We start from the raw sequence: 16,603 nt of genomic DNA, 5'->3' as shown, positions 1-16,603 counted from the left end.
GATAAAGTCATGATTAAGCAACTTTTAATCAATGATGATGATTATTATGTGCCAGATGCTAACCAGTTAATCACTGAAAATGACACTTTAGATAATTTTGCTACTTCTAAACAGAAACGCCTTTTAATTGGCTCTCTTTACAGTTCTCTACAGCAGCAGACTTTTTTAGCAGCGGCAAATGTTGGAATTTACCATACAGACGGACAACCTGCAATTGTACCCGATATTTTTCTCAGCTTAGATGTCCAAGTGCCTCAAAATTGGTGGGAAAAACAAAATCGTTGTTATATGGTTTGGCGCTTTGGTAAACCTCCAGAAGTCGTGATTGAAATTGTCTCTAATAAAGAAGGTGATGAACTGGGCAAAAAACTGCAAATTTATGAACACATGCGGGCTAGTTACTACATCGTATATGACCCTAATCAGCAATTGGGAGAGAAAGTACTACGCGTTTATGAACTTAGAGGAAGGCGCTATTTTGAAACTTCAGAAAATTGGTTGGAACAAGTTGGTTTAGGCGTAACTTTGTGGGAAGGTGAATTTGAAGGTAGACAGGATCATTGGCTACGCTGGTGCTACCAAGATGGTAATATTTTATCGACTGGAGATGAACGCGCCGAACAGGAACGACAACGTGCCGAACAGGAACGACAACGTGCCGAACAGGAACGACAACGTGCCGAACAAGCAGAACAACGCACCCAATTACTAGCAGATAGGCTACGGGCTATGGGCATAGATCCCAATACTTTTTAGGACACTCGCTGTAAAGACGCAAAAAAACTTTACGTCTTTACATGAGCAAAAATTTATCACGAACTTGTGCAAATTATAAACTCATTTATACGATGCCAAACCTTCTCTAATACATTAGGATCGTCTGAATCAAACCATTCAATTTGTGGATATGCTCGAAACCAAGTACGTTGGCGTTTGGCAAATTGTCGTGTATGCAAAATGGTTAATTCTTTCGCTTCATCTAAGGAAATATCCCCAGACAAATATTGCTTGATTTCTTGATATCCCAAAGTATTTAACAAAGACAAATCAGCGCCATATTTTTGACAAAGATACTCCACTTCAGCAACCAAACCATTTGCTATCATCTCCTCAGTACGCTGTTGAATACGAGCAAGCAACTTTTCAACATCGCAATCTAAACCAATTTGCAAAATCGGATAATTCGGTGGATTCTCCCCTTGCTGTTCTGAAATTGGACAACCAGTGACATAATATACCTCTAAGGCTCTTAAAGTTCGCACTAAATCATTGCCATGAATCTTTTGTGCTGCAACGGGGTCAACTTGTTGTAACATTGCATAGAGTTGTGGTTGACCAAGAGATTCAAGCTGCGATCGCAATTCTGTTTGCGGTGCAACTCTCGGAATTTTCATACCTCGAACAATAGAACGGATGTATAAACCAGTCCCACCAACTAGGAATAGTGGCATAACACCAACAGAAGCAATTAAAACTTGTGTTTGCTCTTGATAGTCTGCTACTGTCATCATGTCTGTTGGCTCGCATATATCTATCAAATAGTGCCGCACCAATTTTTGTTCAGCGACAGTTGGTTTCGCCGTCCCAATATCAAACTCACGGTAAACTTGACGAGAATCAGCACTGAAAATTACAGAACCCAATCGCATTGCCAAACCCAAAGCCAAACCAGATTTACCCGTTGCCGTCGCACCACAAATCACAATTAATTTAGTCATTAGTCATTAGTCATTAGTCATTGTTATGGGGCATTAAGCAATAATTAATAGTTATTCTCCTCCTGCTCCCCCTGCTCCCCCTGCCCATCTTCCACGGTAGTGCAACCCCAGTAAAAACTTCTCTTGAAAATGCCCTACAGACGCCAGCAAGGCTTTTGTGTTACAATTTTGGAGTGTTTTTACTTTTATTTGCCTTTAGGCGATTTCAACCCCACGCATCAGGAGAGTTTACATGACGAGCAGTTACAGTGCCGATCAGATTCAAGTTCTGGAAGGTCTGGAAGCCGTCCGCAAAAGACCAGGAATGTACATCGGTACCACTGGGCCGCGAGGACTCCACCATTTAGTTTACGAGGTGGTGGACAATTCAATTGATGAAGCTTTGGCGGGTCATTGCACTCATATAGAGGTGGATATCAACGCTGATGGTTCAGTGACTGTAACAGATGATGGTCGCGGTATTCCCGTCGATACTCACTCGCGCACCGGAAAATCGGCTTTGGAAACTGTAATGACGGTACTGCACGCTGGTGGTAAGTTTGGCGGCGGCGGCTACAAAGTTTCTGGAGGATTACACGGGGTTGGTATTTCTGTTGTTAATGCCCTGTCTGAAATTGTAGAAGTTACAGTTTGGCGAGATAAAAAGGTTCATATCCAACGCTATGAACGCGGTATCCCAGTTAGCGATCTGCAAGTCAAGCCTTATAAAGAAGCTAGAACCGGAACTTCTGTTACTTTTAAGCCAGATACCCAAATATTCACTACTAGCATTGAGTTTGATTACATCACTTTATCAGGTCGCCTACGGGAATTGGCGTATCTGAATGCAGGTGTCAAAATTACCTTTAGTGACCACCGTTTAGAACTACTAAAAAGCGATACACCCAAGGTAGAAACCTACGAATACAAGGGTGGGATCAAAGAGTATGTTGCTTACATGAACCGTGAGAAGCAACCCCTGCATGAAGAAATTATCTATGTGCAGGGCGAACGTAACAACGTACAAGTGGAAGTTTCTTTGCAATGGTGTACTGATGCTTACACGGATAATGTGTTAGGTTTTGCCAATAATATTCGCACGGTCGATGGTGGTACGCACTTAGAAGGCTTGAAGGCGGTTCTGACGCGGACATTAAATGCGATCGCTCGCAAGCGCAATAAAATTAAAGAGAATGAACCTAACCTCAGTGGCGAACATGTCCGCGAAGGTCTGACAGCCGTAATTTCCGTTAAAGTCCCAGATCCAGAATTTGAAGGACAAACCAAAACCAAACTCGGTAATACCGAAGTACGGGGAATTGTCGATTCTTTGGTAGGAGAAGTCCTTACCGAGTATCTAGAATTTCATCCCAGCGTTGCTGATGCAATTTTAGATAAAGCTATCCAAGCTTTCAAAGCCGCAGAAGCCGCACGTCATGCACGAGAATTAGTCAGACGCAAATCTGTACTGGAATCTTCGCCATTACCCGGTAAATTGGCAGACTGTAGCTCTCGTGACCCTGGCGAATCTGAGATATTTATTGTGGAAGGGGACTCAGCCGGTGGAAGTGCTAAACAAGGACGCGATCGCCGCACTCAAGCTATCTTGCCTCTACGTGGTAAAATTCTTAACATTGAAAAAACCGATGACGCTAAAATTTATAAAAATAATGAAGTTCAAGCGTTAATTACAGCACTCGGTTTAGGTGTTAAAGGTGATGAATTCGATTCCACTCAACTGCGTTATCACCGGATAGTCATCATGACAGATGCTGACGTAGATGGAGCGCATATTCGGACTTTGTTGTTAACATTCTTCTATCGATATCAGCGATCGCTCATTGAACAAGGCTTTATTTATATTGCTTGTCCGCCACTGTATAAAGTAGAACGGGGACGTAATCATGAGTATTGCTATAGTGATCGCGAAAAAGATCAAACAGTCGCCAAATTTCCTGCTAACGCCAACTATACCATCCAACGCTTCAAAGGTTTGGGTGAAATGATGCCACAACAACTTTGGGACACCACAATGAACCCAGAAACCCGCAAAATGAAGCAAGTCGAAATTGAGGACGCTGCCGAAGCTGATCGCATCTTCACAATTTTAATGGGCGATCGCGTCGCACCCAGACGAGAATTCATCGAAACCTATGGCTCTAAACTCAACTTCACCGATTTAGATATTTAATATCAATTCCCTGACACGACTCTAATAAGTTGTGACATTGGTAATGAGTGATACGTTTTCACCCATTACCTTTTTTATATCTAAAAACTGCTAAAAAAGTACCTCTTTTGAAGGATGACAAACTACAAAAAATATAAATCTTTTGTATTAATATTTTTAATCTAGAAACTATGTCGTTAGATAAGTGACTATATCCATAAATTCATTAGATATTGTCAATAATTCCTTATTTAACTGGATTTTAGATAAAGCTATGAAAGTGAGCAAAGGCATAGTAGAAATATTGTTCAATATTATTGGCATAAGTAGCTTGATTGCTCTGTCTGCCTGCGTTCAACCTGCCGAAACTCCTACAGCAACTGTCTCTCCTGTCACGCCAACTCCTACTGCTACTGCCACCATTGTCACTCAAAATTTAGCAGAACTGGCAAAGTCAGCAGCCAGTCAAGGACAGTTTCAAACCCTCATCCGAGCAGTGCAAACAGCAGGCTTAACTGAACAGCTTGCTAAACCAGGCCCTTACACAATATTTGCGCCTACTGACGCCGCTTTCTCTGCTTTACCAAAAGCTACTTTAGACCAACTCTTACAGCCAGCAAATAAACAACAATTAGGCAAGCTTCTGGCCTATCATGTTATACCTGGAGGAATTACCTCCCAGCAATTGACATCTGGACAAGTTAAAACAATTGAGGGTAGTCCCGTTCAAATCACGGTTGATCGTGCCAGCAGCTCAATCACAGTCAACAATGCTAAAGTGACTCAGCCAGACATCCCAGCTAGCAACGGCATCGTTCATATAGTTGACCAAGTACTTATGCCACCTAATTTTCTCTCAAGCTTAAAAACCACCCCAACACCACCGTAGTTCAAGTATTGCTAGAGTTTCCAATTTTCGGTAGGGATGGCTTTCAAACCATTGGTGCTTTTAAACCTATCCCTAGCGAAAACTAGACGCTAACAATTAGATTAAAAAAACTAGGTTCCTTTACCACGCAAACGCCAGGCCAGTGCAACATAACTATAAAAATTCTCAATTTTTCAATTAATAAATAACCATATAATTTGCTAATTGTCAAGATTTTATAAAAATTCAATCTTCTAGTGTTAGCTAAACTACCAACTTTATGAAAGTTTAGTTAAGATAATACTCTTTGCATTGCACTGACTAGCTGATTTATTTTGTCCACCAGCTAGAAACACATTTGTTATGCTTTAAGAAAATAACTGAATCTCATCTATAAAACAGCAATTAATAAGTATTTTGAAAGTATTTTGGGGATTTATCATAATAAAATGACAGAAAATCACTGATATACAAGTACTTAATTTTACAAAGAATTACGTACTTAAATTTTATAACCAAATCATCAGGCAATCTTGTGTCTTTATCTTTGTTGGAGGTAATGCCTACTGGAAGCGTACACCATCTGGCAGCAAACTTGTTGATATCTTCATGTACTGCCTTGGCGATCGCTATTGTATCGGATGTATCTAATGAACTTTTGCCTAAAATAAGACTATACTGGCGAATTTACAGGACAAATTCTTTTTGTATTGATTAAAATATCCTTGTATACAATAAAAAAAGTTTGTCAAGTTTCATAGGGCTGAAATCGCCACAGTGCGCTAACGTGTGAATAAGACCAAATTAGTTAAACCGAAATTGATCTGCTATCAGGTCGATTCTGCCAAAGCCTCAACTCCTCAGTTAAGGTAATTAGTACGCAGAAGGTTAACCGCTTTAAGGCAAACACCATCACCCTGGTTGTATTTACCCAAGTTCAAGACCCACTTTAGTCTAAGGAATGCGTAATTTGTAAAGAAAATGTAAAAATGGGTAGATTAAGACGAAACGTCTGAGTTAACATAAAATTCACTCTTCCTAAGTAAGGAATGTTGTGTAACATACATGAAGTTTGGCAAAAGCAAACGTACTTACTTTGTAATGTAATAAGAGGGTCACTCCAATTCTGAAAAGTGGAGAAAAATTTAAGAGTATAACTCCCGTTTTGAATATCTTTTTGGTAATAGTGGCTAATAATTGCTTTAAAAGTTCATGATTAATACACAAAAAGAGTGCAATTTCTGTGAAACAGGCTACAATCGGAAGAGTCTTTCTAGAAAAATCTGCCAAAAGTCTGAATTAATTTAGTATAGAGTGGCAAATTTTTTGATAAAGGCGAGTCTTTTTTTGACCAGTTAGTTGAAAGCAGTGTGTGATAGCAATACACATCACATTTACTAAGATGAGCAAGTCACTTTTAGTAATCGCTTAAACTAAAGTAAAAAACCTCCCACCGGAGGTGTAAAACGCCCGAAAATATCTCTGGCAAATCTGCCAAAAAGCTTATTTTCGGTTGATGAATAGCTCGTTTAAAAGAGCAGTAAACACATCTTGAGTAATTGATTCTGCAAGGAGCATGAGGAACGCGGCATGAACCAGGCTAACAACGTACTCGAAAGCATATATCAGCCTGACCTAGAAATAATGAATCAGCCTGAGCTCGAGTTAGAAGAACTCTTAATAGACGATGAAGAGGACTTGCTGATCATCGATGAAGGTGACGAGGAATTTTTAGAGCCTCAGTCTGATGAGGACGACGCAAAGTCTGGAAAAGCCGCTAAATCGCGTCGTCGGACACAAAGCAAGAAAAAGCACTACACTGAAGATTCAATTCGGCTTTACTTGCAAGAAATTGGTAGAATTCGGCTGTTGCGGGCAGACGAAGAAATTGAATTGGCGCGGAAAATAGCCGATTTGCTCGAATTAGAGAGGGTGCGAGAAAGACTCTGTGAGCAGTTAGATCGCGATCCTAGAGATAGTGAATGGGCAGAAGCAGTACAACTACCTTTGCCAGCTTTTCGTTATCGCCTCCATGTTGGTCGCAGGGCAAAAGACAAGATGGTACAATCTAACCTCCGTCTTGTAGTTTCAATTGCCAAGAAGTATATGAATCGTGGTTTGTCGTTCCAAGACTTAATTCAAGAAGGCAGTCTCGGTTTGATTCGTGCCGCTGAAAAGTTTGACCACGAAAAAGGTTATAAGTTCTCCACTTATGCTACATGGTGGATTCGTCAAGCAATTACCCGCGCGATCGCAGATCAATCACGCACAATTCGCCTTCCAGTTCATCTTTACGAAACCATCTCTCGGATTAAGAAAACTACCAAGTTATTGTCTCAAGAAATGGGTCGCAAACCCACTGAAGAAGAAATCGCCACTCGCATGGAAATGACCATTGAGAAGTTGCGGTTTATTGCTAAATCTGCCCAGTTACCCATTTCATTAGAAACACCCATTGGTAAAGAAGAAGATTCTCGGTTGGGCGATTTTATTGAATCCGATGGTGAAACGCCAGAAGACCAAGTTTCCAAAAATCTTCTGCGCGAAGACCTCGAAAAAGTCCTCGATAGTCTTAGCCCTCGTGAACGTGATGTTCTCAGACTGCGTTACGGCTTGGATGATGGTCGCATGAAGACTCTTGAGGAAATCGGACAGATTTTCAACGTCACCCGCGAACGCATTCGTCAAATTGAGGCGAAAGCACTCCGCAAATTACGCCACCCAAATCGTAATAGCGTTCTCAAAGAGTATATTCGGTAATAATTATTCAATAGTCATTGGTCATTAGTGAATAAACAAATGACAAATGACAAAACAATAAAAAACCTGGTAGTGAATTAGCACTCCAGGTTTTTTTATTTGTAGGTCATCTTAGATATTAAAACTTATAGGATGCCCCAAAAATGTAGAAAGCCTTGACCAGAAAAAAGCTCAACCAAAACGGCTGCCAAAAAGCCAATCATTGCCAAGCGACCATTCCAAATTTCTGCTTGTGGAGTAAAGCCCCAACGCCAAGCGTTGCGATCTTCAATTACAGGAGTAGTTATTTTTGTTGTAGTTGCATTTGTCATGGTTCAGACTCCAAGCTTAATTTTTAAGGTTTATTGCCTTATGTAAACTAATATAACAAATATTTTTATAAAGGCAACATATTTTATACTTTTGTTTATATACCTTGACATAAAAAATAAGAATTAATAAAAGCTAAAACATCTATCTTTGGATATAACTATAAGACTTACGCAAAATGACAAAATTATCCTTACCGCCTTCATGGTTAGTCTAGCTAGACAGTTTACAGATATTCCTTATGCTAAGGAGTTGGCACAATTAATAGAGATACAAGGGTTGGTAAAGCTATCTCAACCATAAAATCAAGACAAAAGTATTTTACTTAGCGTACGTATAGAAGCTCGTTATAAAGGTACCAGCCAGGTGATAGCTCAATATCAAAAAATACAAGTTCTAGAACTAGCAAGCATCTGGTTTGTTACCGCGTGAGCTTTTCATGTCTAGCAATCCGAATGTTACGTCGATTAGCCCGTAATCAAAGTCGTTCAACTGCTTAATAATTATTTTATAAACACCCTCTTAGGTACACGGTTTTAATAAAGTACAAAACCTCACTCTCAACTCTTCTGCTTACTACTACTGCGTATACACAAGTTGAGTTGGGAATCAAATGGACACAAAAGAACAGAAAATTATTTTTAAAATCCTTGCTTTTCCGTTATACCTCTATCAATAGATATCTTGCAAAAAAGTTTCGTGGTATGATTGAGAATTTTATAAAAAATCCATATCAGAATCTATACAAAGAACTTTTGTTACCTCATTGGCATGTCTGATAGAAATAGAAAGCAAATTTTTTAACCCATTATTGTACCATAATTTATTTTTGCAAGAGGTCTAATAATCTGACACTATTAAATCAGTGAACAGTCAACAGTTATCAGTTATCACGGTAAGTGCGGTGATTAGACATTTCGGCTTACCTCGATTTACTTCGACTACACTCAGTACAGATTGCTACCTCGGCTTCTCTACGAGACGCTACGCGAACGCTCGGCACAAGGCGCTTAGTACAAAGACGCTCAGTCAAAGGCGGGGTGAGGTTAAAAACTATATTTAGATGTTATTTAATTCACATTCCTTATCAAATTTTATATTTGATAGTTTGTAGAAGTTGGTCTTATTTAGTTTCTCTAAATTGTTTTCCTTTGCCTTGAGTTTGTTTTGACTCATTTTCCTGCAAAAGTCTGTTGGTAATAATTAAGACAATCATTAACCATCCAAACTGAATCTGCCAGGGTGCTAATACTAAACTGAAAATAAAGCTAATAGCTGCAAATACACCTGCAATATATGCAATTTCATCGCTACTCTTTTTAAATAAGTAGCCAGTGGCTAAAGCAGTACACAGTGGGAGCAAGAAGAACAAAGCCATTTTACTAACTTCTGAACTAAAGTTAATGTGCTTATAAAACAAATTGAAATTGTTTTTTAGAATTGTGGTTAATTTTACATCCAAGAAGGTTTTAGGCACAACAGCCCATTGAAATAAATATTATAGAAAATTAAGGTTATGCAATGTTAAATTTTACACCAACTGAAATAATTCTTGCGACAGAAGAAGCGCCCAAAAGCTTGACGAATAAATCCTTCTTTTGTGGTCGATGATTAGCCAAGCTCGCTTTAAGAGTAGATTACGAGACGCTATGCGTAGGTTGGTGAAAAGTTCACAATCCCTTCTGGTGAAATTCCGACTCAGCATAGCTGCGTTATGCTATACAAACTATCATTTACACATACGGACACAAGGCTTTAAAACTTGCGTAGATAGGTTTTGTCTATTTAGACAAGACAATTGTACTCTTGTGAGCAATCATCTGATAAATTAGCTTAAAACTTTGGCCTTGCACGAGAATCAGGATTTAGTATAGCGTGGTGTAAATCAAGCTACCATTTTAAACAAGCAAAAGCCTTGATATACAAAACTTTTGACTTTTGAATGCGTGAGTTTTGACTTCCGCCTTGCGGTACTAGCATATTACCTTTAGAAGTAGCGTTTTCATTTTTTCCTTTTAGACACTCAATGCTGAACATTCCTCAACTACTGGCAACTGAAATCAACCTCAAACCCCATCAGGTGCAAAACGCGCTGGAACTTTTGGCGGAGGGTGCAACGATTCCCTTTATTGCACGTTACCGGAAAGAGCGCACCGATGAGATGAATGAAGTGCAACTACGTGAACTGGCTGATCGATATACTTATTTAACAGAACTGGAAGAACGAAAATCTGTGATTTTAAGTGCGATCGCCGAACAAGGTAAACTCACAGATGAACTCAAAGCCAAAATCTCATCCTGCTTACAAAAAACTGAACTTGAGGATTTATACTTACCCTATCGCCCAAAACGACGCACCCGCGCTACTATCGCCAGAGAAAAAGGACTCGAACCACTGGCAGAATTTATTAAATCGCTAAATGTAAAAAATGCTGCAACGGTTTCCCTAGAAGAAGAAGCGGCTAAGTATATTTCTGAAGTCAAGGGAGTAAAAACAGTAGAAGAAGCGCTTAAAGGTGCTGCTGATATTTTAGCGGAAGAAGTGGCTGAAAAAGCTGAATTACGCGCATATATCCGCGATTTTTTTCTAGAAGAAGGGGTATTTGTCTCCCACATCAAAGATGATTATCCCGAAGGTACAACCAAATTTGAGATGTACCGTAACTATCAAATTAGGGTAAAAAATATTGCACCACACAATATGCTGGCGTTGTGTCGGGGCGAAACGGAAAAAGTATTAAGCTTTGAAATTACTTTTGATGAGGATACGGTACTTTACTATCTTGAGTCGAAAGAAATTAAAACCAAAGTTCGGACAATTCGGGATTTTTATCAGACGATGTTAAAGGATGCATTCAATCGTTTGATAAAAGTCTCTCTAATGGGAGAGGTAATTTCTGATAATAAAATCTACGCAGACATGGAATCAATCAAGACATTTGAAACTAATCTGCGAGAGTTGCTGCTGTCTGCACCAGCAGGCATGAAACCAACCTTGGCGATAGACCCTGGATTTAGAACTGGGTGTAAAGTTGCTGTCCTCGACCAAACTGGGAAATTTTTGGAATACCAAGCGGTTTTTCCTCACCAAGCGGCTGAACAACGCGCTAAAGCGGCACAAACTGTCAAAAATTTAATTGAAAAATACAAGATTGAGTTAATCGCCATTGGTAACGGTACAGCGTCGCGCGAGACAGAAGAGTTTGTCACACAAGTATTGCAAACCATAGAACGCAAACCAGTTAAGGTGATGGTGAATGAATCTGGCGCATCTATATATTCTGCAAGTAAAGTGGCGCTAGAAGAGTTTCCCGATTTAGATATTACCGTGCGCGGTGCAATTAGCATTGGCCGCCGTTTGCAAGATCCTCTAGCAGAACTGGTGAAAATCGATCCCAAATCAATTGGTGTGGGACAATATCAGCACGATGTCGATCAGAAGTTACTGAAAAAGAAATTGGATGAGACTGTAGAAAGCTGCGTTAACTTCGTCGGCGTAGACTTGAACACCGCCTCGAAAGAACTTCTAACTTCCGTCTCTGGAATTACGGCAACAGTTGCCAATAATATTGTCGCCTATCGCAACCAGAATGGAGCCTTTAAAAATCGCCGACAACTTTTGAAAGTTCCGAAGTTAGGACCAAAAGCCTTTGAACAAGCGGCGGGTTTTCTGCGAATTCGCGGCGGTAATAACCCCTTGGATAATACAGCAGTGCATCCAGAGAGTTATTCTGTAGTAGAAGCGATCGCATCCGATCTAAATGTGCCATTAAATCAGGTGACACAAATTGCTGAAAAACTCAAAAAGACCAACCTAAAGAAATACGTTACCGATAGCGTTGGTGAACCGACACTGCGCGACATCCTCAGCGAACTAGAAAAACCAGGGAGAGATCCCCGTGCAGAGTTTAAGTATGCCATCTTCAAAGAAGGAATTAAGGAAATTAATGACTTAAAGGTGGGAATGGAACTAGAGGGAATCATCACGAATGTCGCCAACTTCGGCGCATTTGTCGATATTGGCGTACATCAAGATGGCTTGGTGCATATATCCCAACTTGCTGAGAGATTTGTAGACGATCCCAACAAAGTTGTCAAAGTCGGACAAGTAGTCAAAGTGCAGGTGCTAGAAATCAACCAGAAACTCAAGCGGATTAGTTTGTCTATGAAAGCAGTTAAACAATAATAGGACTTACGCAAAAACTCTCTCAAACTATTATTACTTCGTGTCCTACCTTGCGGGAAGCCACTCCGTGTCTATGCGTCCTTTGCAGTTCGTTTTTTCATAATTTTGCGTAAGTCCTAATTAACTCTTCATGAAATTGAAGAAAAATAGCCGTCATTTCACCAATTTAAATTCAATTAATAAAACTAGTAAATTCGCTACTTACAAGTGCTATTTAAACTCCTTAGCATGAGAAGCGAAACAAACATCAAGATTTTACCTGGAGTTATCAATGAATAAGCAACTTTGTACTAACGCTTTAGTTATTGTCATTAGCTTGCTTGGGGTATCTTCTGCTATCACACCTGCTTGAGCTAACTTCATAACTTCAATAACAGCAGCTACAAAAACTGAAGTTCCTAAAACAGTACAAACTGTAACCACAACCACTAATACTGCTGAAGTCGGAAAAGGTGTTAAAGCTACTGTCCAAGAGACAACTAATACCACCGTTGGACAATTGGCTGGAGTAGCAACCGATTCTAAAACAACTGCACAAGTAAAAGACCCAAGTCAAGTTAAACCAAAATTTTTCTTTCACCAGTCCAACATTGCTTGTCATCTTTAGCACCCAATTTCAATTACTGTACTGTATATGCAGCCCTTTATCCAAAATTCTTTATCAGTAAGTCTTTTGAGACTTAACAGGAAAAGTCATCTGGTGTATAGTCTCCACTGCCAATACGGTTCGGATAACTTTTTAACCGAACCCTATAGTTTCCACTCCTAATCTCAAATCGCTGCATAAATCTCGCCATGCCGGCAGGGCCAAATTCTTTATTTAAGGCTTCTATAGCCCTTTCTATGTTGGTGAAGTCTAGCTAAACTTCATATATAAACCCTTTCAACTTTGAACTGCTATATTCCCAACCGTTTAATTTCAGCTTGATTATATGCCTGTTGGTCAACGACTATAAGACTATCTATTTCTAAAGAGGTTACAGGTGTCAAGCAAAAAAATCGGTTTTTGGTCTGTGTGGGCGTTGGGTGTCGGAGGCATTGTCGGTGGACTTTTCCCAGCGCTGGGAGTTGTAATTCAAATAGCTCATACAGGCGCACCACTAGCATTTGTTATCGCAGGGACAATAGCTTTGATAACTACTTATGCTTATGCAAAACTTTCGGTAGCTCATCCATGTCGAGGCGGGACAGTAACCTTTTTAAACCAGGCTTTTGGTTCAGGGCTGTTTAGTGGGACACTGAATCTTCTACTATGGTTTAGCTATGTAGTCATGCTTTCCTTTTACTTGCAGGCTTTTGGTAGTTATGGAGTTAGCCTGTTCACATCTACTCAACCTATTTGGAAGCATTTACTGATTAGCTTGGCAATTTTAGGGACAACTGGATTGAATCTACTAACTGCCAATCATGTTGGTAAATCTCAAATCTGGATTGTCAGCTTCAAACTGGGGATTTTGATACTGTTCATTACTATGGGAAGTAGTCATATCGACATTTCCCATCTAGAACCAGTCTCAGTATCGTTGCTACAGTCAATTTTCGCAGGAGCAATGGTAATCTTCTTGTCTTATGAAGGCTTTGAGCTAATCGCCAATGCAGCAGAGGATCTTGTCAATCCCAAGCATACTTTGCCACGAGTTTATTATTCTGTAATCGGGTTCATTATTTTGCTTTACGTTTTAATAGCACTGGTTACATTAGGAGCAGAACCAATAGAACAGATTTTGGCAGCAAGAGATTATGCTCTGGCTGAAGTTGCCAAACCAATTATGGGGCAATTTGGATCTGTTTTGATTACTATTGCTGCTCTTTTATCAACTCTCTCGGCTAGTAACGCAACACTCTACGGTTCAGCTCGTTTTAGTTCTGTCATTGCTCAATCTAGGGGATTTGACTCTGGCAGCCAAATAAATGGCATAGCTCAATCTTCAATTGGCTTATTTATTACTAGTGGTATTACTTTACTCATCGCCAATTTTTTTGATGTAAATCGGATCTCAACGATGGGTAGTGCTGGGTTTCTCTTGATATTTGCTGCGGTTAATTTAGCTAATGCTCGTATGCATCGTTATACGAAAAGTAAGCAGTGGATTTCACTTCTAGGTGCTGGAATATGTTTGGTGGCACTAGGAATGTTAATTTGGTTTGCTTTGCAAACAGATCCACAAACTGTTTGGGTTTTAATATTCATGATAGGAGTAGCCATCGGTCTCGAAGTAATCTATTATCTGTCAAACAATCGACGGCTACACCTTTGAAGAAGCTTTGCTCAATAGGATGTATTTGTAATAGTCCACGTTTGTATTAATTTAACGACTCGCTAAGGGTGCCTTCTTTGTTAGCGGGTCGTTAAATATAGCTGTTTGCTTTAGATTTTCATTATGAATCATCTCTTAAAGATGATTTAGGAATGGCTCATAAGCAGTAATTTTATCTGGAACGTTGAGCCTTTACCCTTATTGCTGATCACATGAATGTGACCGCCGTGAGCCTACACAATTTGTTGAACGATCGCTAATCCCAACCCAAATCCGCCGCTTTCTCTGGCACGTTCTGTATCAACTCGGTAAAAGCGATCAAAAATGTAAGGTAAATCTGCATCTGGAATTCCAATTCCAGTATCGATGACTTGAATTACTGCCCGATCTGGATGAGGTTCTAAACGTAACCAGACAGTTCCACCAGACGGAGTGTAATTGCAGGCGTTGTTAAGCAAGTTTTCCACAGCTAGGCGTAGCAAATCGGGGTCAGCCCACAACTCAATGGGTTGTTCTGGCAAATGGCTGATCAACTTAATCGACGCTTTTGTAGCAACAGTATTGTAATAAATAGCTAAATTCTCTAGCAAGCTATTGAGATTAACTTTTTTGAGAGATTCAGGAGTTAATTTTCCCTGATGCCGTGCCAACAGTAATAAGTTATTGACCAAGGTACTCATCGACTTGGCGCTATCGATGAGGTTCTCCATTGAGGGATGGATTTGGGGATGGTCAGCTGCCATTAGTAACCCAACTTGAGCATTAGTCAAAATCGCAGAAAGTGGCGATCGCAACTCATGAGAAGCATCTGATGTAAAGCGTTGCAGTTGATTATAGGCTAGCTGAACAGGCTGCATGGCTATGCCACTAAGTACCCAACCTGTAAGTCCAATTAACCCCAGTGTTACAGGTACAGCAAGGGTCAATATTAACTGAAATTCTCTAAGCTCGTTTTGAGTTTCTGTTAGTGGGATGGCAACTTGCAGATAACCGATGACTGAATTTCCGCCTTGAACAGGTAGCGTGACTTGACGCAGCCAAAGCATCTTACCTGTAAACTGGTCAACAGACTTAATCGTGAGAAACTCGGATGCTATTTCTAACTTTTCTGGAGGTGGAGTACCAAAAAACCGATTGAGTTTGCCATTGGGGTCATACCAGCGAATATACACCAGTTCAATATCAGCAGGGTGAGAACCACTACCCAATAGCGGTATATTGCTCAGATCAACTTGTTTTTGTCCTTGATACAACCGATACTGCGAACTGGCTGCCATTAGCTCTGCTCTTTTATAAAGCAGTTGATCTAATGCTTTGAGCTTGTCTTTTACCTCAAGATTGTAAATGACTCCAGCAAAAAGAATAAGAATGCACCCCATTGAAAGGGTAAACCAACGAGCTAAGTTACGACGACTGCGGTTAAACACAACTCATGATAATTTGTAATATTTCGGCTGCGCCCTTCGACTACGCTCAGGACAAGCTCAATACAAGTTCGTAATTCATAATTTGTAATTACAATGCTTTTCAAGTAATTAAACTAGACTATATTTCTACTGTGCGTAGCCATTATTAAATCTCAAGATGTTTCTGGAGGGTTGAGACGATAGCCCATGCCGTAGACGGTTTCAATCCAATCGGCTGCTGCTAATGTTTGCAAACGTTGGCGAAGTTTACGAACTAGAACGGTGATTGCATTGCTTTCTGGCTCACTACCCCACTCCCATACAGCTTGCTCAATTTGGTTGCGAGTCAAGACTTGCTTGGGATGACGCATGAAATACTCTAGTAATTGAAATTCTTGGCTGGAAAGGGAGACAGTCGCTCCTTGTCGCTCCAAAATTAGTGTATCGAGATGAAGTTCGAGGTCTGCCAAGCAGAGGGTGTCTCCTTGCCACAGGGGCGATCGCCTCCTCAATGCCCGCACCCGTGCCATGAATTCCACGATATCAATCGGTTTGACGAGGTAATCATCTGCTCCGGCATCTAATCCTATGACTTTATCAGGTGTGGTATCTTTTGCCGTGATCATTAATACAGGAGCTTTTTTTCCCGCCGCCCGATACTGTTGACACAAACTTACTCCACTAATCCGAGGTAACATCCAATCCAAAATCAGCAGGTCATATTCTTTTTCAGCCAAAAGCCATTGAGCGGTTTCACCATCCTTAACACCATCAACGCTGTGTCCAGCCTGAGAGAGAACCATTTGTAATGGCATTAATTGTTTTGGATCATCCTCTACCAGTAAGATTTTCATCACCTTTATACACTTGTGCTTGTTTAGAATAATCCATTGAAGCAATCTCAACGTCTTTCATCAGTCAGATTTCAGAGGATTGTCTACCTCATTAG

General features: G+C 40.2%; 11 protein-coding genes and 1 pseudogene. 6 read left to right on the top strand and 6 right to left on the bottom strand.

All coding sequences use genetic code 11. From position 1 onward, the window contains the following. Positions 1 to 9: 9 nt before the first annotated feature. The gene (locus V7L20_RS15990) at positions 10 to 756 is read left to right on the top strand and encodes a Uma2 family endonuclease (protein WP_334745024.1); all 747 of its coding nucleotides are present in this window, start codon (positions 10 to 12) and stop codon (positions 754 to 756) included. 56 nt (positions 757 to 812) lie between these two features. On the opposite strand, the gene miaA is transcribed toward V7L20_RS15990, so the two are convergent. Further along, positions 813 to 1,718 carry a tRNA (adenosine(37)-N6)-dimethylallyltransferase MiaA gene (gene miaA / locus V7L20_RS15985; protein WP_334745023.1) on the bottom strand — a complete coding sequence of 302 codons (906 nt, stop codon included), beginning with the start codon at positions 1,716 to 1,718 and terminating at the stop codon, positions 813 to 815. Between the two features lie 232 nt (positions 1,719 to 1,950). On the opposite strand from miaA, the gene gyrB reads away from it, so the two are divergent. The 3 genes from gyrB (at position 1,951) to rpoD (ending at position 7,495) form a co-directional block, all read left to right on the top strand. Beyond that, positions 1,951 to 3,888, top strand: coding sequence for a DNA topoisomerase (ATP-hydrolyzing) subunit B (gene gyrB / locus V7L20_RS15980; protein ID WP_334745022.1), 1,938 nt, complete (start codon positions 1,951 to 1,953; stop codon positions 3,886 to 3,888). Between the two features lie 253 nt (positions 3,889 to 4,141). Continuing rightward, entirely contained in the window at positions 4,142 to 4,756 is a 615-nt protein-coding gene (locus V7L20_RS15975) for a fasciclin domain-containing protein (protein WP_334745084.1), read from the top strand. 1,569 nt (positions 4,757 to 6,325) lie between these two features. Continuing rightward, positions 6,326 to 7,495 (top strand): RNA polymerase sigma factor RpoD, encoded by a 1,170-nt coding sequence (gene rpoD, locus V7L20_RS15970; RefSeq protein WP_094353188.1) that lies wholly within the window; start codon positions 6,326 to 6,328, stop codon positions 7,493 to 7,495. 125 nt (positions 7,496 to 7,620) lie between these two features. Here rpoD and V7L20_RS15965 read toward each other — a convergent pair whose 3' ends face one another. Beyond that, on the bottom strand, positions 7,621 to 7,806 hold the full coding sequence (locus V7L20_RS15965; RefSeq protein ID WP_334745021.1) for a chlorophyll a/b-binding protein: 186 nt from the start codon (positions 7,804 to 7,806) through the stop codon (positions 7,621 to 7,623). Between the two features lie 1,121 nt (positions 7,807 to 8,927). Continuing rightward, positions 8,928 to 9,266 (bottom strand): hypothetical protein, encoded by a 339-nt coding sequence (locus tag V7L20_RS15960; RefSeq protein ID WP_334745020.1) that lies wholly within the window; start codon positions 9,264 to 9,266, stop codon positions 8,928 to 8,930. A gap of 564 nt (positions 9,267 to 9,830) precedes the next feature. Here V7L20_RS15960 and V7L20_RS15955 point away from each other — a divergent pair. Then, positions 9,831 to 11,990, top strand: a complete 2,160-nt coding sequence (locus V7L20_RS15955) for a Tex family protein (RefSeq protein WP_334745019.1) — start codon at positions 9,831 to 9,833, stop codon at positions 11,988 to 11,990. 255 nt (positions 11,991 to 12,245) lie between these two features. On the opposite strand, the gene V7L20_RS15950 is transcribed toward V7L20_RS15955, so the two are convergent. Further along, entirely contained in the window at positions 12,246 to 12,479 is a 234-nt protein-coding gene (locus V7L20_RS15950) for a hypothetical protein (protein ID WP_334745018.1), read from the bottom strand. 494 nt (positions 12,480 to 12,973) lie between these two features. Between V7L20_RS15950 and V7L20_RS15945 the strand changes: the two genes are divergently transcribed. Next, positions 12,974 to 14,248, top strand: a complete 1,275-nt coding sequence (locus V7L20_RS15945) for an APC family permease (protein ID WP_334745017.1) — start codon at positions 12,974 to 12,976, stop codon at positions 14,246 to 14,248. Positions 14,249 to 14,394: 146 nt separating this feature from the next. Here the strand turns inward: V7L20_RS15945 and V7L20_RS15940 are convergent. Together V7L20_RS15940 and rppA are read right to left on the bottom strand one after the other, a co-directional pair. After that, positions 14,395 to 15,675 (bottom strand): annotated as a pseudogene (locus tag V7L20_RS15940) (sensor histidine kinase). Positions 15,676 to 15,827: 152 nt separating this feature from the next. Next, positions 15,828 to 16,508 carry a two-component system response regulator RppA gene (gene rppA / locus V7L20_RS15935; RefSeq protein WP_334745016.1) on the bottom strand — a complete coding sequence of 227 codons (681 nt, stop codon included), beginning with the start codon at positions 16,506 to 16,508 and terminating at the stop codon, positions 15,828 to 15,830. Positions 16,509 to 16,603: the final 95 nt, after the last annotated feature.

It is taken from the genome of Nostoc sp., from assembly GCF_036916735.1.
GTDB lineage: Bacteria > Cyanobacteriota > Cyanobacteriia > Cyanobacteriales > Nostocaceae > Nostoc.
Note: the sequence above shows the minus strand (reverse complement) of the source record. Positions and strands in the feature narration are given on the sequence as shown.

What these genes read in the sequence shown, in the direction of transcription:
- V7L20_RS15990 (WP_334745024.1), top strand. Translation starts at nt 10, where the DNA reads ATGATTAAGCAACTTTTAATCAATGATGATGATTATTATGTGCCAGAT.
- miaA (WP_334745023.1), bottom strand. Translation starts at nt 1,718, where the DNA reads ATGACTAAATTAATTGTGATTTGTGGTGCGACGGCAACGGGTAAATCT.
- gyrB (WP_334745022.1), top strand. Translation starts at nt 1,951, where the DNA reads ATGACGAGCAGTTACAGTGCCGATCAGATTCAAGTTCTGGAAGGTCTG.
- V7L20_RS15975 (WP_334745084.1), top strand. Translation starts at nt 4,142, where the DNA reads ATGAAAGTGAGCAAAGGCATAGTAGAAATATTGTTCAATATTATTGGC.
- rpoD (WP_094353188.1), top strand. Translation starts at nt 6,326, where the DNA reads ATGAACCAGGCTAACAACGTACTCGAAAGCATATATCAGCCTGACCTA.
- V7L20_RS15965 (WP_334745021.1), bottom strand. Translation starts at nt 7,806, where the DNA reads ATGACAAATGCAACTACAACAAAAATAACTACTCCTGTAATTGAAGAT.
- V7L20_RS15955 (WP_334745019.1), top strand. Translation starts at nt 9,831, where the DNA reads ATGCTGAACATTCCTCAACTACTGGCAACTGAAATCAACCTCAAACCC.
- rppA (WP_334745016.1), bottom strand. Translation starts at nt 16,508, where the DNA reads ATGAAAATCTTACTGGTAGAGGATGATCCAAAACAATTAATGCCATTA.